The following is a 20,960-nucleotide window of genomic DNA, read 5'->3' on the forward strand; positions in this document are numbered from 1 at the left end:
AAAGTTATGCGTAAAGTTTTTCTAAACGTGCGTGTGCGCGTTCAATTGCTGCTTCAACTTGAGCAGGTGCAGTACCACCAATGTGGTTACGTGCATTGACAGATGCTTCAAGTGTTAATGCTTTTTCGAAGACATCGGCCTGAATCAAGTCAGAGAACTGTTGAAGTTGCTCAAGGGTTAATTCTGAAAGATCTTTGCCTTCTTGAACACCGAGAGCAACTGCTTTACCCACAATCTCATGTGCATCACGGAATGCCACGCCATTTTTAACGAGGTAGTCGGCAAGGTCAGTTGCAGTTGAGAAGCCACGCAGCGCTGCTTCACGCATGATGTCAATGTTTGGCACTAGTGCAGGGATCATGTCGGCAAATGCCATGAGTGAGCCACGAACAGTATCAATTGCATCGAATAGTGGTTCTTTATCTTCTTGGTTGTCTTTGTTGTATGCCAAAGGTTGACCTTTCATTAGGGTCAATAGGCTCATCAAGTCACCATATACACGGCCAGTTTTACCACGAATCAACTCAGGAACGTCTGGGTTTTTCTTTTGCGGCATGATTGAAGAGCCGGTGCAAAAACGGTCAGGAATGTTCACAAATTTGAATTGTGCCGATGTCCAAAGAATCATTTCTTCTGACATACGTGATAAATGCATCATGATGAGTGATGCTGCAGCATTGAATTCAATACCAAAATCACGGTCAGATACGGCGTCTAAAGAGTTTTCAGCGACAGCTTCAAAACCTAGTAATTCGGCAGTGAATGCACGGTCAATTGGGTAGGTTGTTCCTGCAAGTGCAGCAGAACCTAAAGGCATACGGTTGGTACGTTTACGGCAGTCGATTAAACGCTCTGAGTCACGTACCAACATTTCAAACCACGCCATTAAATGGTGGCCAAAAGTCACTGGCTGTGCAGTTTGTAAATGCGTGAAGCCCGGCATGATGGTATTGGTATTTTTCGCCGCTAAGCCTAGGATGCCTTTTTGTAATTTTTTCAATAATTCTAAAATCGCATCGATTTCGTCGCGAACATACAGACGGATATCGGTTGCAACTTGGTCATTACGACTACGACCGGTGTGTAGTTTTTTACCTGTAATACCGATACGTTGAGTCAAACGTGACTCAATATTCATGTGCACATCTTCTAGGTCAATGCGCCATTCGAAGTTACCCGCTTCAATTTCTGCTTTAATGGTGTTTAAGCCATGAATAATATCGTCACGCTCTTGTTCAGTTAGAACGCCAACTTTTGCAAGCATGGTTGCATGTGCAATTGAACCTGCAATATCTTGTTTATAAAAGCGTTGGTCAAACTGTACAGATGCTGTAAATTCAGCAACAAAAGCGTCAGTAGCTTCGGAAAAACGACCGCCCCACATGCCTGAAGTTTGGGCTTGTGACGGATTTGAGGAATTAGAAGATGTGGTCATGTCGGCTCAATAAGATAAAAAGCATAGAACTGAACAAGAGTATAGCAAATTCGAACCCAGTTGCCGAAGGGCAAGTTGATCAAACTTTTAGACAAGGTTTGGGCCTATGACAATTTCTGTATTTTCAAGAAAAATGGGCCGTTGGCATTATTTGTGGGAGCTTTTTCTTGCGGGCAATATTGTGGCGTTGGTCTTGGCTTTGGCACAAGCTCAATCGTGGCAAGCCTTAAGTGTTTACAGTGTCATGCAGCATGTGTTGTTTATTAACTGGATATTATTGGCATTTGCAGCATTTTCAGAGCTTTTGCAGAGCAAGACGCGTGGTTTAAGCATGAAAATGCTCATGTTTAGCGGGTTTGTTTTATTGCAAGCTTTGGTGTTATTCACCACCTTAATTTTAAATGTTTTGATCTATTTTGGTGAAAATTTCAGTTTAGCTGGTTTGAGTGCAGATGTTTTAACTGCTAGTGTGGTTTTAAATCTGAGCTATGGGGTATTACTTGGGGCATTTTGTTTTCGATATTTATATTTAAGAGAACAGTGGGGTCGACAACATCATAGTGAATTAAACTCACGCATTCAGGCTATGCAAGCTCGGATTCATCCACATTTTTTATTTAATAGCTTAAACAATGTGATTAGCTTGATTGCGATTGACCCAGATAAAGCGGAGCAAATGCTACTGAATTTATCTCGATTGTTCCGTGCGAGTTTTCAAGAATTGAAACTGGTGAGTCTCAAAGATGAGATCGATTTGTGTCAGCGTTATTTGGCCATCGAACAAATGCGATTGGGCGATCGGCTCAATGTGGAGTGGAAACTGGCCGACATTGAACAGTACGCTCAAGTACAAATTCCACTATTAACTTTACAACCTTTATTAGAAAATAGTATTTTTCATGGAGTCGAAAAGATTTTGACAAAGAGTACGATAAATATATTGATTGAAATATTACAAAATCAAATTAATATCGTTATTACAAATCCTTATACACAGGATACAATTAAATTACGTCAGGGGAATGGTATTGCCATCGAAAATGTGAAACAGCGACTTGAGGCATATTATGGTCAGCATGTCACTTTTCAAACCTACGCAGGCGAGGGAATGTATACGACTGTGGTGCAATATCAATATAAATAGAAATCTCAGTTGACCAATAAAAATAAATGACGTTAACGAGATAAGGAGGAGAAATGGACATCCTGATCTGTGATGATGAGCCTCTAGCAGTAGAGCGATTGTCACGTTTAGTCACTCAACTTGGACATCAAGTGGTTGCGAAAGCCTCACATGGTCAACAAGCGATTGACTTGGCTCAAAGCCTCGAGCCTGATGTCATCTTACTAGATATACAAATGCCTGAAATGGATGGGCTGACTTGCGCTAAATTGTTGCGTGAATTAGACCCCATGCCCGCTATTATTTTTTGTACTGCATATGATCATCATGCACTTGATGCATTTAAGTCGAATGCAGAGGGATATTTACTAAAACCGGTTATGCAACAGGAATTGCAGCAGGTTTTAGATCATTTAACTAAATTAACCCAAGCTCAATTGAGCACGATAAAACAAAAAGAAAATATGGACGAAATTAAAATCAGCCGCCATCAAATCGCGGCAAAGACTTATCGTGGTGTAGAACTGGTCCCTGTGGAAAATATTTATTATTTTCTTGCAGATCAGAAATATGTCACTGTTCGGCATAAAAATGGCAATGTACTTATTGATGAAACGCTGAAGGATTTAGAGCATGAATTTGGTGATCGCTTTATACGTATTCATCGAAATGCCTTGGTGTCTGTGAGCTTTTTAGAAGGTTTAGAAGTCGTAAGCTCGGGGCAGTATCAGGTGCGTTGTCGAGATTTAGAAGAGCGTTTGGCGGTCAGCCGTCGACATTTACCGAATTTACGTGAGCGAATACAAAAATTATAGGGCAAGTGTCAAAGCACATTGCGAATTAAGCTTGCATTTTCAACTGAGCAAGTTAAGTTTAGAATAATAGCCCTATAGACTGTATTTTAAAATTTATGAATATCCTTAAGATCGCAACTCGACAAAGCCCGCTTGCACTTTGGCAGGCGGAACATATTCGTGCACGCTTAGAAGCACTTCATGCAAATTTGAAAGTTGAGTTGGTGACCTTTGTGACCCAAGGTGACAAGATTCTAGATACCCCTTTAGCCAAAATTGGGGGGAAAGGATTATTTGTAAAAGAGTTAGAAGCGGCGTTGTTGGATGGTCGTGCAGACTTGGCAGTTCATTCGATGAAAGATGTGCCAATGGCTTTGCCTGAAGGTTTAAGCTTGGCCGTGATTTGTGAGCGTGAAGACCCATTAGATGCTTTCGTTTCAAATACTTATAACAGTTTTGATGATTTACCCCAGGGTGCGAAGGTTGGAACGTCGAGCTTGCGCCGCAAATGCCAAATTTTAAAACAACGTCCAGACCTTGAAATTATTGATCTGCGTGGCAATGTGGGTACGCGTTTATCTAAACTCGATGCGGGTAACTATGATGCGATTATTTTGGCGAGTGCAGGGCTGAAGCGTTTGGGCTTAGCAGAGCGTATTCGTCATACTCTTGAGCCTGTTGTGAGTTTACCTGCAGTTGGACAAGGTGCATTGGGCCTAGAATGTCGTAGCCAAGATCAAGCTGTATTGGATTTAATTTTGCCCTTAATGCATGCAGAGACCAATTCTTGTGTACGTGCAGAACGTGCTTTTAATGCATATCTAGAAGGTGGCTGTCAAGTACCGATTGCAGGTTATGCAACCTTAGAAAATGGTCAGATTCATTTGGAAGGTCGAGTCGGTAGTGTTGACGGTCAAACCTTGTTGAAAGCACAGCAAGTAGGTCTTCCCGAACAGGCTGAACAGCTCGGTGTCAAATTGGCCCAAGACTTGTTAACCCAAGGTGCCGGTGAAATTTTAAAGGCACTGTATTAATACATGCTTTTTATCAATACACGTCCGACAGATCGTGCAGCGCAGCTTAGCTTGACGCTGCGCTCTGCGGGTGTTGCTGTGGCTGAGCTTCCATTACTTGAGCTCAAGCCGCGGGCATGGTCAGAAGCATTGGCAGCGTGCTACGCCCAGTTGAGTGCTGCGGATGTATTGGTTGTGGTGAGCCCCTCTGCGGTCACCTTTGGTATACAAGGTCTGCGTAAGGCAGGCATTTCACTTGAACAGCTCGAACATACTCAATGGATTGCAGTCGGTGACGCAACCGCAGCAAAGCTGGCTGATTATGGCATTCACAGTGTTGTGCCGCAGGTGGAAACCTCAGAGGGAATGCTCACCTTAAGCCATTTAGAACAATTAGAGGCCGGGGCTTGTGTAGCGTTTTGGCGCGGTGAAGGTGGTCGTCAATTTATGATGCAGCAGTTGCTAGCACGTGGCATTCAGATTCTCAATTTTGTGCTATACGAACGGCATCTACCGGAAGAGACCACTCAAAAAGTAAAAACACTCATTTCTGAACATCAGTTGTCATCTCCGTATTGTATGTTGATCACCAGTGAGGCCAGTTGGCTCAATTGGCTTGACTTGATTCAGTCGCATTTATCAGTGCTGAGTCATGCACATTTTTTAGTTTTAGGTGTAAGGTTGTTCGAGCTACTTGAGCAAAGTCGTATAACACTGAACAAAGATTTTAAAATTATTCAACTCGAAGATTTAAACGCGACACACATATTGCAGCATGTGCAAGTCGTGCAGGGAAATACATGAAGAAGTTGTTTGTCGTTGTGGTCATTGTCGCCGTACTTTGGTTGGCTAAACTCAGTTTTGACCTATTTCAAGTCAATGCTCAACAAACCGAACTGATGCAACAGCAAACTTTATTGCAACAGCGCAATGCAGGTTTGAATGATCAGGTCGTGGCTTTGAAACGCCGGTTGAGCGGCACAGCGACCGAGATGGCGGCTGCAACGACATCGAATACTTCGATTGCTGCTGAGGCAACCCATAGCATTGAGCCAATGATTGTTGTGGGTCAGCAACTTGATTTGGTTGAATTTGCCATGCAGCAACAACAATTTGCTGTCGCTTTGGAAAAATTAAACCAATTAGACCAACAATTGGATCAGTTGAGCTTGGCACCTGCACTGCGTATGAGTTTGCATCAGGTGATTCAAAAAGATCGTGAGACCTTAAAGCAATATGTGACAGAGCGTCAGTTGCAATCTGATAAAGTGAAAAATACCCTGCAATCGATCGATCAATTGTTAGAAAAAGAAATATTAAAGCCCTATAGTTCTAAAGAGCAGCAAAAGGGTCTTTCTTTTTGGCAAAAATGGATTCAAGTCGAATCAGTCGAACAACCAAGTCCCGTATTAATGCAGCGTAGCTTGGTATTAAAAGAAATGCAGTTACGTTTAATTTTGGCTCAGCAAGTTTTAAATCAAGGACAATATCCTCAATTTCAACAAGAAATCACTGAAATTATGCAAATTATGCAGCAATTGCCAGATGCTTCATTAAAACCAATACGCCAACGTTTAGAACAATTAAAGGACATTCCGGTTATTTCTGTACCGCTATTAAATACTCGGGCACTCATAGGATAATCGACTATGAAACATATTTTATTGGCCTATTTATTTATTAGCTTATTGGTTGTTGCCATTATTAGTTTGCTGAGTTTTGGACATGGTGCAGGCTATGTCTATTTATACTGGCGTGAATGGCAAGTTCAATCCAATATTTGGTTTTTAGCATTATTGCTGGCACTACTGAGTTTGTTCGTGCAAATGCTTTGGTATGCGGTTAAACGCTATTTAAGTCGAGAGCAGCGTAAATCTGAAACAGTCTTTAGTTTTAATAAACTGCATCCCTATGAACAATTGGCTGTCATTTGGCTTTTAAATGCTGCGCAAGATCAAAAAAACTTTATTCAGCAAGCTTTTACTGAGTCTGGATTATTAAAAGGGGTGATTGATGCGCGTTTATATTGGATTCAGCAACAATATGAAACAGCATTAAATGCATTAACTCAGACCAATCCAATGGCTTTTGAACTCGCAGAATTGCAACGGATTGAAATTTATTTATCCCAACAAGAGGGTGAAAAGGCTTTAACGCATCTCGAATTTTTGAATCAACATGAATTATCGCCATGGTTGCAAAAAGTCAGCACTGCCTATGAGCAGCGCTTAACTACGCTATGGGGTATGTTTGCGTTGCAGTTTCCTTGGTTGTATTTGCGTTCGACACGTTATGGGCACTTAGATGAGCTGACAAAACAAGCTTGGTTGGAGCAATTATTATCAGCATTTGATCAAGCAGATGTCGATGACTTACAGCACCTAAAGCAGCGTTATTTGGATTTGCAAGATCAAATCACAGAGCGTAAATATGTGGTCAAAGTGCTTTGGTTAAAAGTCTTGTCTCGTGTGCCTGAGATGAGTCAGGAACATGAGCAATTGGCTATTCATTTGCTGGAACAGCAATTTAACAAAGAAGTGTTCTTTTTGTGGTTCCAGCAAAAAATGCTGAAGCAAAACCCTGACTATGTGGCTGTAGAACAGCAGATTCAACGTTGGGAAGAAAAGTATCCTGCGCTGCCTGTTTTTAGTTTTGCAAAATGGAATATTTACCAAGCGACAGCACGCCAAGCTGAGGCGGATGCATTGTTAGAATTATATCCAGATGATGTATTAATGAGTTATTTACGTATCAAGTCAGCTTTAGATCAGCAGGAAGATTTGACCAAACAATTAAATTTAATATTTGAAAATAATGCTAATTTTATGGAAATTAGAATATAAGGATATTATATGCAAGAAAATTTAGCTCAATATTCATTGATTCATACTCAACACGTAGCTTGGGGGGATATGGATGCTTTTGGTCATGTAAATAACGTGCATTATTATCGTTATATGGAAAGTGCGCGGATTGGTTATTTAGATCAGTTGGATATATTTAATCAGTCTGTGGTTACGGTTGTTGCTTCAAGCCAGTGTAAATATTTAAGCCCCGTGGTTTATCCTGATATTTTAAAAGTGGCAACGCGCGTTGAAGAATTAAGAAATAGTGCATTTCGTATGAGTTATATATTATGGAGTGAACAGCAACAAAAAATCGTGGCAACAGGCGATGCGGTTATTGTGTGCGTGGATAAAACTACCCTACAAAAAACCTCTATTCCAGAAAATATTAAAACCAAAATAAAAGCCTTAGAAAATTCAGTGGGAAATAATATTTAAATACAATTTAACTTTATATATTTTAAGGAGTCGTGTTAAAATATTGTAGTAAAATGAAAATTATTTATTGAATAAAAATTTTATTATAATATTATGAGCGAGTTTTCATAAGCATTATTAAAATGAAATTTCGGAGTTAAAGATTATGCCTGATATTAGTAATTTATCAGTTGAAGAGTTAAAGAAGCTTCAAGTAGAAGCTGAAGCACTGATTGCATCAAAAAAAGATCAAGCGATTGAAGATGCGTACAACCGTATTGTTGAAATTGCAGAAAATTTAGATTTAAGCGTTGAACAAATCCTTGAATTTGGTTCAAGCAAACGTAAAAAATCAACTCGTAAAGCGGTTGAGCCACGTTACCGTAGCAAAACCAATGCAGATGACACTTGGACTGGTCGTGGTAAGCAACCACGTTGGTTAGTGGCTGAGTTAGAAAAAGGCGCGAAACTAGAAGACTTCTTAATTTAAGAACAATTCATGAAATCGTCATATCCTGAGTTCAGGATAATTAAACCAGGCAAATGCCTGGTTTTTTTATCTCTTTGAATTGGCTATGCAGAAAAAGTATGCATAATGTGTCTATAAAGAAAAATGTTTAAATGATGGAAAAAAATTGATGGATCGGTTGTGGTGGGATGATCAATAAAACTAATAATATTCGGTGGCTCATTTTTGCTGCGATCAGTTTTTTAATTTTCGTTATGCTGCAAGTGCCAGCAGCGTGGCTCATTACAAAGTTTTATAAAAATAACCAAATGCTACATAACGTCAGTGGCAATATTTGGCATGGGCAAGCAGATTGGACACGAGGAAATTTGAAAGGCTCGTTAAACTGGAACACACGCCCGTGGGATTTGATTTTATTACGCTTGGGTGCAAATGTTGAAATTCATAGTGGCAATACCAAACTACAAGGTGTGATGGGGTATGGTTTTGGTAAAAGTATTAGTATTAAAAACTTAGAGGGTCAAATTGCTCCTGAAACCTTAAAAAGTTTTGCCGATTGGCAATGGCCAATGAATGCCATTCAATTAAAAGATGTGCAGTTTAAATATAAGCCACAACAGGGATTTAGTCAGTCATTAGGCGAGATGCAGTGGGCAGGTGGGGATTTATCCTTTAGCTTTGCACAGCGTCAAGAGTCAATGAATGTGCCTGCCATGTTAGCTCAATTAAAAGATGATAATGGCAAATTGTCGATTGATGTTCGAGATCAACGCGAACAAAAGATGATGAATTTATCACTTGAGCCAGACCTCATGTTGGATGTGCAATTAACCCAGCGCTTTTTGATGAATGTTGCTTCCTATGAAGGTAAGGCAGGATTAGATACGTATGTGATTAGTTCGCGTCAACCTCTATTGAGTGGGGTGAACTGATGGCTGACTATTTCGAAAAAATCCGCGAGATCAATTGGAAGCAAACAGATCGACTTGCACCTGTGGTCTTGGCTTTAATAATTTTGTACCTGTGCTGGAAGTTAGCCGCTTTATTTTGGTTATTGATTGCACCGCCACAAGCCATGCAGTTAGACCGAGTTGAATTGGGTTCACAGCAAACGCAAGTTCCTAATATTAGCTCTTTTGCCTTGTTTCAGGAAAACCGCAGTTCAGCAGCTGACGCGCAGTTAAATATGGTTTTACAAGGTGTGGTGGTTGGACAGCCAAGTCGCTACTCGTCGGCAGTGATTAAGGTCAATGAGAGTTCAGATCGCTACTTGGTTGGAGAAACCATTCAAGGTTCATCATATCAACTGGCTGAAGTTTATTGGGATAAGGTGATTTTAACGCAGGGTAATGGTGCACGGCGTGAATTAGCGTTCCAAGGTATTGAAAACGGATTAGATCAACCGATTGTCCCTACAGCCAATGCAACATCAGGCGGATCTTTGCAAAATAACAGCATGCAAAATGCAGCTAATCCTGCAAATTCAGGGCAAGGCACGACGCAGTCCGCGATTGGTCAGGCCGTACAACGCATGACAGAAAATCGTGAGCAATATCTGCAGGAAATGGGGGTGAATCCATCAGGTAATGGTGGGTTTGAGATTTCAAATCGAACACCTGCTGCCTTGAGAAATAAATTGGGTTTGCAACCGGGTGACCGCATCATGTCTTTAAATGGGCAGGCAGTCGGTGCAGGACAATCTGAGGCGCAATTATTAGAACAAGCCCGCCGTGAAGGGCAGGTGAAACTTGAAGTCAAACGTGGTGATCAAGTGATGACCATACAACAGGATTTTTAGTGATGTTTCATCACTTTATAGGGTTAGGAAACACAGGCGTATATGGCTTTATTTAATAATAACCGTTCAACTTTAGCTGCCTATGCCATGGTGCCCTTGGTTGCTATGGTCAGCACAGCAAGTTATGCACAAACATGGAAAATCAATTTACGTGATGCAGATCTTACGGCATTCATTAATGAAGTCGCAGATATCACGGGGAAAAATTTTGCAGTTGACCCACGGGTACGAGGAAATGTAACGGTTATTTCCAATAAGCCTTTAAATAAAAATGAAGTCTATGACCTGTTTCTCGGTGTATTGAATGTCAATGGCGTGGTGGCGATTCCATCGGGCAACACCATTAAACTGGTTCCAGACAGTAATGTAAAAAGCTCGGGCATTCCTTATGATGCGCGCCACCGTGCGTCTGGAGACCAAATTGTCACCCGAGTAATTTGGCTTGATAACACCAATGCCAACGACTTAATTCCAGCCCTACGTCCACTGATGCCGCAATTTGCACATTTGTCAGCAGTGGCGGGGACCAATGCGCTGATCGTCTCAGACCGTGCTAGTAATATTTACCAGCTCGAAACGATTATTCGTAATTTAGATGGAACGGGTCAAAATGATATCGAAGCCGTGACGCTGCAATCGAGTCAGGCCGAAGAAATGATTGGGCTGTTAGAGTCGATGAGTTCGACCGGCGCATCAAAAGACCCGAAAGGTTCACGAATTCGTATTATTGCGGACAATCGAACCAATCGTATTATCATTAAAGGTGATACAGCGACACGTAAGCGTATTCGTAAGATTATTGAGACCTTAGATGTGCCTGCTGCAGATCGATTGGGTGGATTGAAAGTTTTTCGTCTAAAGTATGCAAGTGCCAAAAACTTGTCAGAAATCTTACAAGGCTTGGTCACAGGGCAGGCCGTTTCGAGTACAAATTCATCGAATAGCTCAAATAGCAGCACGATGAACAGTTTAATGAATGATAGTAACAGTTCGAATTCACAGTCATTCAGTTCACAAAATAACACCAGTTCAGGTATTAACCTCAACAGTAATAACTCTTCCAATAATACGCAAAACGGTATCTCAAGCTTTAATGCCAATGGCGTGAGTATTATTGCTGATGCCACACAAAATGCACTGATTGTGAAAGCAGATCCGCAGCTCATGCGTGAAATTGAATCTGCGATTCAGCAGCTCGATATTCGTCGTCAGCAAGTGCTGATCGAAGCGGCGATTATTGAAGTTGAAGGCACGGATACCGATCAGCTCGGTGTGCAATGGGCGTTGGGAGATATCAGTAGTGGTATCGGCTTAATTAACTTTGATAACTTTGGTTCTAGTTTAAAAAATATTGCCGCAGGTTATTTAACTGGTGGTGCTGCGGGTGCGGGTAGCGCGGTGAGTGCGGGTACTTCTTTAGTTCTTGGTGATTATCGTGAAGGTAGTGATGGTTCGCGCAAACTCTATGGTGCGATGATTCAGGCCTTAAAAGAAAAGACCAAATCCAATTTATTATCTACACCGTCGATAGTGACGATGGACAACGAAGAAGCCTATATTGTGGTGGGTGAAAACGTTCCATTTGTGACAGGTTCGGTCACCACCAATGGTGGTACAGCCAATCCGTATACATCGATTGAGCGTAAAGATGTCGGTGTTACTTTGAAAGTTGTGCCGCATATTGGTGATGGCGGCTCGGTGCGTTTAGAGGTCGAGCAAGAAGTTTCTGATGTAAAAGACAATAAAGGTCAAGCGTCGGACTTAGTTACGACTAAACGTGCGATTAAAACCTCGATCTTGGCAGAGCATGGTCAAACGATTGTGTTGGGTGGTTTGATCTCGGACAATACATTGCATGGGCGTCAATCCGTTCCGGGGCTCGGGGCTATTCCTGTACTGGGCAAACTTTTTAGCTCGGAAGGAAAATCCAACAGTAAACGCAATTTGCTGATCTTTATTCATCCGACCATTGTTGGAAATTCTGCTGATGTGAAGAAAATGTCTCAGCAACGTTACAGTCAGCTCTATAGTCTGCAACTGGCACTGGATAATGACGGTAATTTTGCGAAATTACCTGAAAATGTGGACGATGTGTATCAGCAGCGCATACCTGTTTCAAAAGGTACAGCACCAGCCCCTGTGTATAAGACGGTACCTACAGCACCACAAACCACACAGCCAGCGGCAGTGGTCTCCACGCCAGTCGCCATTGAACCTGCAGTGAAGCGCCAAACCATAACCGTACCGAATGGCAAAGTGGCGGAAACTCCTTAGGTTAGACAGTAGGGTGGTTTAGCTTTGAAACCACTGCATGCTATGATGAAAAAAACGAGCAATAGAGAATTAACTTCATGACTTGGAAAATTCAAGCAATTTCTGGTGATTTAACAGGACAAGAAATTAGTATTGAGCGAGATATGTTGGTGGGTCGTCATCAACAAGCAGATATTGTTTTACAAGAATCTGATGTATCGCGTAAACATGCTGCCTTTGTACTGAAAGATCAGGCACTCTGGTTGCAAGATCTCAATTCATCCAATGGGACGTTTATTAATGATGTCCGTTTGACTGGTGAATCACTTTTAAAAGAAGGTGATATTGTACAGTTTGCCAGTGTGAAGTTTAGTTTATTGGCTCCAGCTAAAGCTGTTCAGATCCCAGCGGATATTGAACAAAGCGTTGAAGCGTTGCAAACAGAAGAAATTACACCTGTTCAGCAGCCGTCTGAAGCTGTTGCGGTTTCTGAAACTGCGGCACAAGAACCTGTTGTTAAAACGTCTGAAACTGAGACACAAGAGCCTATCGTTAAAACTGCAGCACAACAAATGAATGATCAAGGGATGCCAGAGTTGAAAGAGCGTGATGGTTCAGTTCAATTGACTCGTGATGGTATGCCGACCAATGTGGGTGTGCCTAAACCTGCGCCAATCCCTGAGGGAATTGACATTACTGCTGCTCCGAAAAATGAAGCATGTGATGTAGAAATTCCAGCGACATGTGTAGAGCAAGAGCGTGAAGCGCAAAAAAATGCCTCTGTAGGCTTAATCTCAGTCATTGTTTTAATCATTCTTGCAATTATTGCATGGGTGTTGTTTAAATAAACCGAGACATTCCTCAAAAGGCATGCATGGGCATGCCTTTTTTATGGGGAAAATTTACAAAAAAATAGAGGGATATTATGTTTGAAGTTCGTTTAGCAGAACGCCAAATGATTTTATTTGATCTGGATGGAACGCTAGTCGATTCAGCATCTGACTTACATCGTGCGATGAATATGAGTCTAAATGCGTTGCAATTACCTTTGGTCACAGAAGAGCAGGTGCGAAACTGGATTGGGAAAGGGACTTCATTATTTTGTCATAGCGTACTTGAATACTTGACCGGAAAGGTGGATGCCGCACAGCACCATCTTTTACTGGAAACTTTTCTAAAGATTTACAATGCCGATCCTTGTGTCTTGACGCAGCCCTTTGACGGCATTCTATCGTTCTTGGATTGGGCAAAAGCAGAGCAGAAAATTCTGATTTGTGTAACCAATAAACCAGAGCAACCGGCACGCAGTATTGTGCAAGCACTGGGTATGCATGATTACTTTGATGATGTGATAGGCGGAGATCGTTTTGAAGAGCGGAAACCACATCCCAAGCAGCTAGAGTATTGTGCGGAACATTATGCCTTACCAAAACAGCAAATTTTGATGGTGGGTGATTCTGTCAATGATGTAGAGGCAGCACGTCGTGCTGGTATTGATTGTATTGTGGTCAGCTATGGCTATAATCATGGTGAAAATATTCGAGATTGTCAGCCGCAGCATGTGGTCGATAACTTAAAAGAATTATTGGGTTGAAATAATTAGGGTTAAGGAAGTGAAAATGAGCAAGTGTGTAGGTTTTCGATGGCGTCACTCAATCAGCATGAGAAGAAATTAACTGAAATTGACCACGCGAAATATAGAGAAACCGAGATGACTACACAAACTCAATTTGAACAACTGAAATCTGCTGGATATAACTTGATTCCAGTCTATCGTCAGCGCTTGGCAGATACAGAAACTCCGCTGTCTGTCTTTGCGCGATTAAAACAACATAAACAAGCCTATTTATTTGAATCTGTAGAGGGTGGCGAAAACTGGGCACGTTACTCCATTATTGGTTTGGGTGAGTCCACCGTATTTTCGTGTAATGAAGGGCAGTTGACCGTTCAACATGTTGATGGTTCGATTGAAAAACAACAATGTGCAGACCCATTTCAATACATCCGTGACTTCCAAGCACAATATAAAGTCCCTACACAGCAAGATTTGCCTACGTTACCGAGCTTTACCGGTGGATTGGTTGGATACTTTGGTTATGACGCTGTGCGTTATATCGAACCGAAGCTCAATAATGTGCCAGAAGCTGACCCAGTCGGGATTCCAGATATTTGGATGATGCTATCTAAAACCGTCATTGTCTTTGATAACCTCAAAGATACTTTATTCTTAATTGTACATGCCGATGTAAATGATGCTGAGGCCTATACCCAAGCGCAGCAACAATTGGATGAGCTAGAAGAACTTTTGGCAACCCCAATTGCACTCAAAGCAAATAAGCATACTGCACCACAGTTTGAATCCATCACTGGACATGACAACTTTATTGACTCTATTGCAAAAGTAAAAGAGTATATTAAAGCCGGTGATGTGATGCAGGTTGTGCCGGGCCATCGTATGGTATCCGATTTTGATGGTGAGCCTTTGCAGGTCTATCGTGCACTACGTCACCTCAATCCATCTCCATATTTGTTCTTGGTGCAAGGGCAAACACTTGAGAATGACATTCCCTTTCATATCGTCGGTTCATCACCTGAAATTTTGTCCCGTTTAGAAAATGGTGTGGCAACAGTTCGTCCTTTGGCGGGAACGCGACCACGAGGTAAAACAAAAGAAGAAGATTTAGCGCTAGAAAAAGATTTGCTATCTGATGAAAAAGAAATTGCAGAGCATTTGATGTTGATCGATTTGGGGCGAAATGATGTTGGACGCGTTTCTAAAATCGGTAAAGTTCACGTGACTGATCAAATGGTGATCGAACGTTATTCGCATGTTATGCACATTGTGTCAAATGTGCAAGGTGAAGTACGTGATGATGTCGATGCTTTGGATGTTTTTAAAGCAACATTCCCTGCGGGCACACTTTCAGGCGCACCAAAAATCCGCGCTATGGAAATTATTGACGAAGTTGAACCAGTAAAACGTGGAATTTTTGGTGGTGCTGTTGGTTATTTAGGCTGGCATGGTGAAATGGACATGTCGATTGCGATTCGTACCTGTGTAATTCGTGAAAATAAGGTCTATGTTCAAGCTGGAGCAGGGGTGGTGTATGACTCTAATCCTGAATCAGAGTGGAATGAAACCCAAATAAAAGCTCGCGCAGTGATCAAAGCGGTTGAATTATCATCAAATGGATTGATTTTATGAGTTTTTCACGTTTTTTTTAGAAAAAACACTTGCAAGGATTTCAAGATTTGCTAAACTGCACACCGTTCCGATACGAAACGTACGAAACACTAAGAAACGCCGGCATAGCTCAGTTGGTAGAGCAACTGACTTGTAATCAGTAGGTCCACAGTTCGAATCCGTGTGCCGGCACCATCTTAGAAAGTTTGAGAGTGAGTAGAAAGAACGACACTGAAGTAAGTGTAAAATGGTGAGGTTCCCGAGCGGTCAAAGGGGGCGGACTGTAACTCCGCTACGAAAGTTTCGAAGGTTCGAATCCTTCCCTCACCACCAATTTTAAGACTTCAATAAGTGGTTTGTACCAACATCGTGCGGGAGTAGCTCAGTTGGTAGAGCGGTAGCCTTCCAAGCTACATGTCGCGAGTTCGACCCTCGTCTCCCGCTCCATATCTATTGAAGTGCTTATATTTGCTCTTATAGCTCAGTGGTAGAGCACTCCCTTGGTAAGGGAGAGGTCTCGAGTTCAAATCTCGATAAGAGCTCCAGATTTTACAGTTTAGCAACTTTAAATGTTGCACAAGATTCCAGAAGCAGGCTTTTTAGTCTGCTTTTCAAGTATTGGGTGTTTATTTTTTTAGGCGATATGTCGGAGCTGGGTTTTACTCAGAATTGTGTTCGACGTAAACGAGGAAGAAAAGCATGGCTAAGGCTAAGTTTGAACGTAATAAGCCACACGTTAACGTGGGCACAATCGGTCACGTTGACCATGGTAAAACGACTTTAACAGCTGCAATTGCAACTGTATGTGCAAAAAAATTCGGCGGTGAAGCGAAAGATTACGCTGCAATCGACTCTGCACCAGAAGAAAAAGCACGTGGTATTACAATTAATACTTCACACGTAGAATACGATTCTCCAATCCGTCACTACGCTCACGTAGACTGCCCAGGTCACGCCGATTATGTTAAAAACATGATTACTGGTGCTGCGCAAATGGATGGTGCGATCCTTGTATGTGCTGCGACTGATGGTCCAATGCCACAAACTCGTGAACACATCCTTCTTTCTCGTCAGGTAGGTGTACCTTACATCGTTGTATTCTTAAACAAATGCGACCTTGTTGATGACGAAGAGCTTCTTGAATTAGTAGAAATGGAAGTTCGTGAACTTCTTTCTACTTATGACTTCCCAGGCGACGACACCCCAGTAATCCGTGGTTCTGCTCTTGCAGCGCTTAATGGTGAAGCTGGTCAATACGGCGAAGACGCAGTAGTTGCTCTTGTTGAAGCTCTTGACTCTTACATTCCAGAGCCAGAACGTGCTATCGACCTTGCATTCCTTATGCCAATCGAAGATGTATTCTCAATTTCAGGTCGTGGTACAGTAGTAACTGGCCGTGTTGAAACTGGTATCGTGAAAGTAGGCGAAGAAGTTGAAATCGTTGGTATTAAAGATACAGTTAAAACAACTGTAACTGGCGTAGAAATGTTCCGTAAACTTCTTGACGAAGGTCGTGCGGGCGAGAACTGTGGTGTTCTTCTACGTGGTACTAAACGTGAAGACGTTCAACGTGGTCAAGTACTTGCTAAACCAGGTACAATCAAACCGCATACTAAATTCGACGCAGAAGTATACGTACTTTCTAAAGACGAAGGTGGTCGTCATACTCCATTCCTTAACGGTTACCGTCCACAGTTCTACTTCCGTACAACTGACGTAACTGGTGCGATCGCGCTTAAAGAAGGCGTAGAAATGGTTATGCCTGGTGACAATGTAGAAATGTCAGTAGAATTAATCCACCCAATCGCAATGGACGCTGGCTTACGCTTCGCGATCCGTGAAGGTGGTCGTACAGTTGGTGCGGGTGTTGTTTCTAAAGTAACTGCATAATATAATACAGTTATCTTTGTACAGATCGAGAGTTTCGACTCTCGATTTGCTCTGCAGGTCAGTAGTTCAATTGGTAGAGCGTCGGTCTCCAAAACCGAATGTTGGGGGTTCGAGTCCCTCCTGGCCTGCCAAATTTTTTTAAAAAGAAGCTTGATGCTGGCTCAACTGGTCATATAATAAGTCGCGAATCCTACGACGAGTACAAAAATGTCGAATGATAAATCGCGTGACGCATTAAGCGACGCGCCAATTCCTCAAAGAAATAATCCTGCTGAAGTTGTTAATTCTGGTTCCCCTTTAGACTATGTTCTGTGGGTTATCGCGTTGATTTTACTCGGTAGTTCTATGATGGTGAATCAACATTTGCCAGCATACTGGGCACCAGCGAATGATGTCTGGGTCCGTGTTGGGGTAATTTTGGCTTGTATCATCGTGGCTTTAGGTTTATTATACGCCACCCATCAAGGCAAAGGCTTTGTTCGATTGTTGAAAGATGCTCGAATTGAGTTACGTCGAGTGACTTGGCCAACCAAGCAAGAGACCATGACCACATCTTGGCAGGTACTTGCGGTAGTCTTAGTGGCATCTATTTTATTATGGTGCTTTGACTATGCTTTGAGCTGGTTAATGAAGTTTATTATCGGGTAAGAGAGCTATGAAACGTTGGTACATTATTCATGCCTATTCAGGCTATGAAAAACAAGTGTTACGCTCACTTAATGATCGAATCCAGCGTAGCGCTGTAGCCGATAGCTTTGGTGAAGTCCTTGTCCCTACTGAAGAAGTAGTGGAAATGAAGGATGGTAAGAAACGTAAATCTGAGCGTAAATTCTTTCCAGGCTATGTGTTAGTCGAAATGGAAATGAATGATGAAACTTGGCACATTGTTAAAGAATGTCCAAAAGTATTAGGTTTCATTGGTGGTACTGCAGAAAAACCTGCACCAATTACGCAAAAAGAAGCTGATGCGATTCTTGCACGTGTACGCAATACTGGCGAAGCACCTCGTCCTAAGACGATGTTTGAACCAGGTGAAGAATTACTCGTAATTGACGGTCCATTCACCGATTTTAAAGGCGTGGTGGAAGAAGTTCTATACGATAAGTCACGTTTAACGTTGACGATTAATGTATTTAATCGACCAACTCAGGTTGAGCTGGAATTTCGCCAAGTCGAAAAATCGGTTTAATTTAACTTGGTTGATAAACGCCCGATTTGTTATGAGTCGGGCATTGTTGTTGTAACGGTATCGTTACTTATATGTATGGGGAGCCTAGCGGCGTTAGTACCCAGAGGTAATTGAAATGGCTAAGAAGATTGACGGCTATATCAAGCTGCAAGTTCCAGCTGGTAAAGCAAATCCATCTCCACCGATTGGTCCTGCACTAGGTCAACGTGGTGTTAACATCATGGCATTCTGTAAAGAATTCAATGCTGCGACACAAAAAGTTGAAGCTGGTCTTCCAATTCCAGTAGTGATCACTGTGTACAACGACAAGTCGTTCACATTCATCATGAAAACTCCTCCTGCTGCGATTCTTCTTAAGAAAGCTGCGGGCATCCAAAAGGGTTCAGCTGTACCTAACAAAACTAAAGTTGGTAAGTTGACTCGCGCTCAATTAGAAGAAATTGCGACTACTAAAGAACCAGATCTTACTGGTGCTGATTTAGACGCACGTGTACGTACCATTGCTGGTTCTGCGCGTTCTATGGGCTTGGAAGTGGAGCTATAAGACATGGCTAAATTAACTAAACGTCAAAAAGCCATTGTTGCTGCTGTTGAAGCTAACAAAGTTTACACTTTGGAAGAAGCAGTTGCAGTTCTTAACGGCCTTCCAGCAGTAAAATTCAAAGAATCTTTGGATGTTGCTGTAAACCTAGGTGTTGATCCTCGTAAATCTGACCAAGTTGTTCGTGGCGCGACTACACTTCCTGCAGGTACTGGTAAAACTGTACGTGTAGCTGTGTTTGCTCAAGGCGCTGCTGCTGAAGCTGCTAAAGCTGAAGGCGCGGACGTTGTTGGTTTTGATGACCTTGCTGAAAGCATCCAAGCGGGTAACCTTGACTTTGATGTAGTAATTGCAGCTCCGGATGCAATGCGCGTTGTTGGTAAGTTAGGTACGATTCTTGGTCCACGTGGCTTAATGCCAAACCCTAAAGTGGGTACTGTAACTCCTGACGTAGCTTCTGCTGTTAAAAACGCGAAAGCTGGTCAAGCACGTTACCGTGTAGACAAAGCGGGTATTATCCACGCTGCGATCGGTCAAGTAGGTTTCACTGCTGAAGCTGTTCGTTCAAACGTTGAAGCTCTTGTAGCTGACCTTAAGAAAGCAAAACCTGCTACTTCTAAAGGTGTTTACATCCAAAAGATCACTTTAAGCTCAACTATGGGTCCTGGTCTTGTTGTTGATGTAGCAAACGTTTCTAAATAAGTTTCGACTTATTACAGAATTTTAAAGCCCTGAGTAAAAATCAAAGCGCTGCTTTGATTTTTACGCAAGAAAAGATATTTGCTTCACTCGAAGCATAGTTTCTCGTCTTGCGGGTCGGCAAAGCGGTACTTTGCTGATCGCCCCTCAGGCAAACTTTGAATTGATAAATTTAGATTTATCAGCGTCAAAGACCTCAGGCGAGGGGAGTTTTATGCTTTCTTCTTAATAGCCCAGCCTGAGTAGACGCGGTGGTGTGATTTGTTCCTCCTCCGCGTGTTGGTTCAGTGATGAGCTAACGAATTGGGAGTGCATCTGTATAGGTGCATAAATCACCGTTAGGAGGTTTTACAATGGCTCTTCTTATCGAAGGCAAAAAACAGATCGTAGCTGAAGTAACTGAAGTTGCTTCTACTGCGTATGCTGCTGTTGTTGCTGACTATCAAGGTTTAACTGTTGAGCAATTAACTGCTCTACGTGTTGAAGCTCGTAAACTAGGTGTTGCTACTCGCGTAGTTCGTAACACTTTGGCTAAACGTGCTCTTCAAGATACTCAATTCAATATCTTGAGCGACAACCTTGTTGGCCCAACAATCTTAGCTTTCTCAACTTCTGAAGACGACATGGGCGCAGCTGCTCGTTTGTTCGAAGAATTTGCTAAAACTAATAAAGCATTTGAACTTAAAGCTGCTGCATTTGACGGTAAAGTTTATCAAGGTGCTGAAGTTAGCGTTATCGCGAACCTTCCAAACCAAGAGAAAGCGCTTACTATGCTTGCAAACGTTCTTCAAGCTCCTATTTCGAAATTGGGTCGCCTTATTACAGCGCTCAAAGAGAAAAACGAGTCAGAAGCTGCTTAAGCTTAAATCAATTTACACACCATTCAATACCCATTTGGAGTTACTCTCATGGCTTTAACAAACGAAGAAATCTTAAACGCAGTTGCTGAAAAAACTGTTCTTGAACTTGTTGAACTTATTTCTGCTTTCGAAGAAAAATTCAACGTATCTGCTGCTGCTGTAGCAGTTGCTGCTGCTCCTGGCGCTGCTGGTGCTGCTGCTGAAGAACAATCAGAATTCAACGTTGAGTTGACTTCTTTCGGTGCTAACAAAGTTGCTGTAATTAAAGCAGTTCGTGAAGCTACTGGCCTTGGTCTTAAAGAAGCTAAAGATCTTGTTGAAAGCGCTCCTTCAGTTCTTAAAGAAGGCGTTTCTAAAGAAGAAGGCGAAGAACTTAAGAAAAAACTTGAAGAAGCTGGTGCTACAGTTACACTTAAGTAATCTTAAGGGGAGTCGATTTTTTTATAATC

21 protein-coding genes, 5 tRNA genes and 1 pseudogene are annotated in these 20,960 nt (G+C 42.0%); 26 read left to right on the plus strand and 1 reads right to left on the minus strand.

Annotated features, from left to right (window positions below):
- Window positions 1-4: 4 nt before the first annotated feature.
- Window positions 5-1,435: an argininosuccinate lyase gene (gene argH / locus FTU77_RS01020; protein ID WP_180054242.1), complete on the minus strand. Its 1,431-nt coding sequence runs from the start codon at window positions 1,433-1,435 to the stop codon at window positions 5-7.
- Here argH and FTU77_RS01025 point away from each other — a divergent pair.
- From FTU77_RS01025 to rplL, 26 genes and pseudogenes are all read left to right on the plus strand, one after another.
- Window positions 1,426-2,579, plus strand: a pseudogene (locus FTU77_RS01025) (sensor histidine kinase). The gene argH and the pseudogene FTU77_RS01025 sit on opposite strands and share 10 nt — an antisense overlap.
- A 53-nt stretch (window positions 2,580-2,632) precedes the next feature.
- Window positions 2,633-3,373 carry a LytTR family DNA-binding domain-containing protein gene (locus tag FTU77_RS01030; RefSeq protein WP_180002830.1) on the plus strand — a complete coding sequence of 247 codons (741 nt, stop codon included), beginning with the start codon at window positions 2,633-2,635 and terminating at the stop codon, window positions 3,371-3,373.
- Between the two features lie 95 nt (window positions 3,374-3,468).
- Window positions 3,469-4,386 (plus strand): hydroxymethylbilane synthase, encoded by a 918-nt coding sequence (gene hemC, locus FTU77_RS01035; protein ID WP_218945470.1) that lies wholly within the window; start codon window positions 3,469-3,471, stop codon window positions 4,384-4,386.
- Between the two features lie 3 nt (window positions 4,387-4,389).
- On the plus strand, window positions 4,390-5,169 hold the full coding sequence (locus tag FTU77_RS01040; RefSeq protein WP_180002832.1) for a uroporphyrinogen-III synthase: 780 nt from the start codon (window positions 4,390-4,392) through the stop codon (window positions 5,167-5,169).
- Window positions 5,166-6,008, plus strand: a complete 843-nt coding sequence (locus FTU77_RS01045) for a hypothetical protein (RefSeq protein WP_180054244.1) — start codon at window positions 5,166-5,168, stop codon at window positions 6,006-6,008. The genes FTU77_RS01040 and FTU77_RS01045 overlap by 4 nt, the downstream gene beginning before the upstream one ends.
- Window positions 6,009-6,014: 6 nt before the next feature.
- Window positions 6,015-7,208 (plus strand): heme biosynthesis protein HemY, encoded by a 1,194-nt coding sequence (locus FTU77_RS01050; protein WP_180054246.1) that lies wholly within the window; start codon window positions 6,015-6,017, stop codon window positions 7,206-7,208.
- A 9-nt stretch (window positions 7,209-7,217) separates the two neighbouring features.
- Entirely contained in the window at window positions 7,218-7,649 is a 432-nt protein-coding gene (locus FTU77_RS01055; protein ID WP_078190460.1) for a thioesterase family protein, read from the plus strand.
- A gap of 142 nt (window positions 7,650-7,791) precedes the next feature.
- Window positions 7,792-8,118, plus strand: coding sequence for an H-NS family nucleoid-associated regulatory protein (locus FTU77_RS01060; RefSeq protein ID WP_078190459.1), 327 nt, complete (start codon window positions 7,792-7,794; stop codon window positions 8,116-8,118).
- A 167-nt stretch (window positions 8,119-8,285) separates the two neighbouring features.
- Window positions 8,286-9,029, plus strand: coding sequence for a type II secretion system protein N (gspN, locus tag FTU77_RS01065; protein ID WP_180054254.1), 744 nt, complete (start codon window positions 8,286-8,288; stop codon window positions 9,027-9,029).
- On the plus strand, window positions 9,029-9,895 hold the full coding sequence (locus tag FTU77_RS01070; protein ID WP_180012118.1) for a type II secretion system protein N: 867 nt from the start codon (window positions 9,029-9,031) through the stop codon (window positions 9,893-9,895). The genes gspN and FTU77_RS01070 overlap by 1 nt, the downstream gene beginning before the upstream one ends.
- Window positions 9,896-9,937: 42 nt before the next feature.
- Window positions 9,938-12,169, plus strand: a complete 2,232-nt coding sequence (gene gspD, locus FTU77_RS01075; protein WP_180050750.1) for a type II secretion system secretin GspD — start codon at window positions 9,938-9,940, stop codon at window positions 12,167-12,169.
- A 77-nt stretch (window positions 12,170-12,246) separates the two neighbouring features.
- The gene (locus FTU77_RS01080; RefSeq protein WP_180012116.1) at window positions 12,247-12,996 is read left to right on the plus strand and encodes an FHA domain-containing protein; all 750 of its coding nucleotides are present in this window, start codon (window positions 12,247-12,249) and stop codon (window positions 12,994-12,996) included.
- Between the two features lie 77 nt (window positions 12,997-13,073).
- On the plus strand, window positions 13,074-13,742 hold the full coding sequence (locus FTU77_RS01085; protein ID WP_180002846.1) for a phosphoglycolate phosphatase: 669 nt from the start codon (window positions 13,074-13,076) through the stop codon (window positions 13,740-13,742).
- Between the two features lie 117 nt (window positions 13,743-13,859).
- Window positions 13,860-15,353: an anthranilate synthase component I gene (gene trpE / locus FTU77_RS01090; RefSeq protein ID WP_180054353.1), complete on the plus strand. Its 1,494-nt coding sequence runs from the start codon at window positions 13,860-13,862 to the stop codon at window positions 15,351-15,353.
- A gap of 98 nt (window positions 15,354-15,451) precedes the next feature.
- Window positions 15,452-15,527, plus strand: a tRNA-Thr gene (locus FTU77_RS01095).
- Window positions 15,528-15,581: 54 nt separating this feature from the next.
- Window positions 15,582-15,665 (plus strand) — tRNA-Tyr (locus FTU77_RS01100).
- Between the two features lie 38 nt (window positions 15,666-15,703).
- Window positions 15,704-15,779: transfer RNA gene (locus FTU77_RS01105), tRNA-Gly, on the plus strand.
- Between the two features lie 23 nt (window positions 15,780-15,802).
- A tRNA-Thr gene (locus FTU77_RS01110) sits at window positions 15,803-15,877 on the plus strand.
- Between the two features lie 154 nt (window positions 15,878-16,031).
- Window positions 16,032-17,222 carry an elongation factor Tu gene (gene tuf / locus FTU77_RS01115; protein ID WP_078190047.1) on the plus strand — a complete coding sequence of 397 codons (1,191 nt, stop codon included), beginning with the start codon at window positions 16,032-16,034 and terminating at the stop codon, window positions 17,220-17,222.
- Between the two features lie 55 nt (window positions 17,223-17,277).
- Window positions 17,278-17,353, plus strand: a tRNA-Trp gene (locus FTU77_RS01120).
- 76 nt (window positions 17,354-17,429) lie between these two features.
- Window positions 17,430-17,870, plus strand: coding sequence for a preprotein translocase subunit SecE (gene secE / locus FTU77_RS01125; RefSeq protein ID WP_078189832.1), 441 nt, complete (start codon window positions 17,430-17,432; stop codon window positions 17,868-17,870).
- Between the two features lie 7 nt (window positions 17,871-17,877).
- Window positions 17,878-18,411: a transcription termination/antitermination protein NusG gene (gene nusG / locus FTU77_RS01130; RefSeq protein ID WP_078189831.1), complete on the plus strand. Its 534-nt coding sequence runs from the start codon at window positions 17,878-17,880 to the stop codon at window positions 18,409-18,411.
- Between the two features lie 115 nt (window positions 18,412-18,526).
- Window positions 18,527-18,955 (plus strand): 50S ribosomal protein L11, encoded by a 429-nt coding sequence (gene rplK / locus FTU77_RS01135; protein ID WP_004868049.1) that lies wholly within the window; start codon window positions 18,527-18,529, stop codon window positions 18,953-18,955.
- A 3-nt stretch (window positions 18,956-18,958) separates the two neighbouring features.
- Complete coding sequence (gene rplA / locus FTU77_RS01140) at window positions 18,959-19,654, plus strand: 50S ribosomal protein L1 (protein WP_078189830.1); 696 nt, start codon at window positions 18,959-18,961, stop codon at window positions 19,652-19,654.
- 350 nt (window positions 19,655-20,004) lie between these two features.
- Entirely contained in the window at window positions 20,005-20,511 is a 507-nt protein-coding gene (gene rplJ, locus FTU77_RS01145) for a 50S ribosomal protein L10 (protein ID WP_111885844.1), read from the plus strand.
- 48 nt (window positions 20,512-20,559) lie between these two features.
- Window positions 20,560-20,931 (plus strand): 50S ribosomal protein L7/L12, encoded by a 372-nt coding sequence (gene rplL / locus FTU77_RS01150; RefSeq protein WP_078189828.1) that lies wholly within the window; start codon window positions 20,560-20,562, stop codon window positions 20,929-20,931.
- Window positions 20,932-20,960: the final 29 nt, after the last annotated feature.

Origin of the sequence: Acinetobacter sp. YH12142 (assembly GCF_013418435.1) — a bacterium.
GTDB lineage: Bacteria > Pseudomonadota > Gammaproteobacteria > Pseudomonadales > Moraxellaceae > Acinetobacter > Acinetobacter amyesii.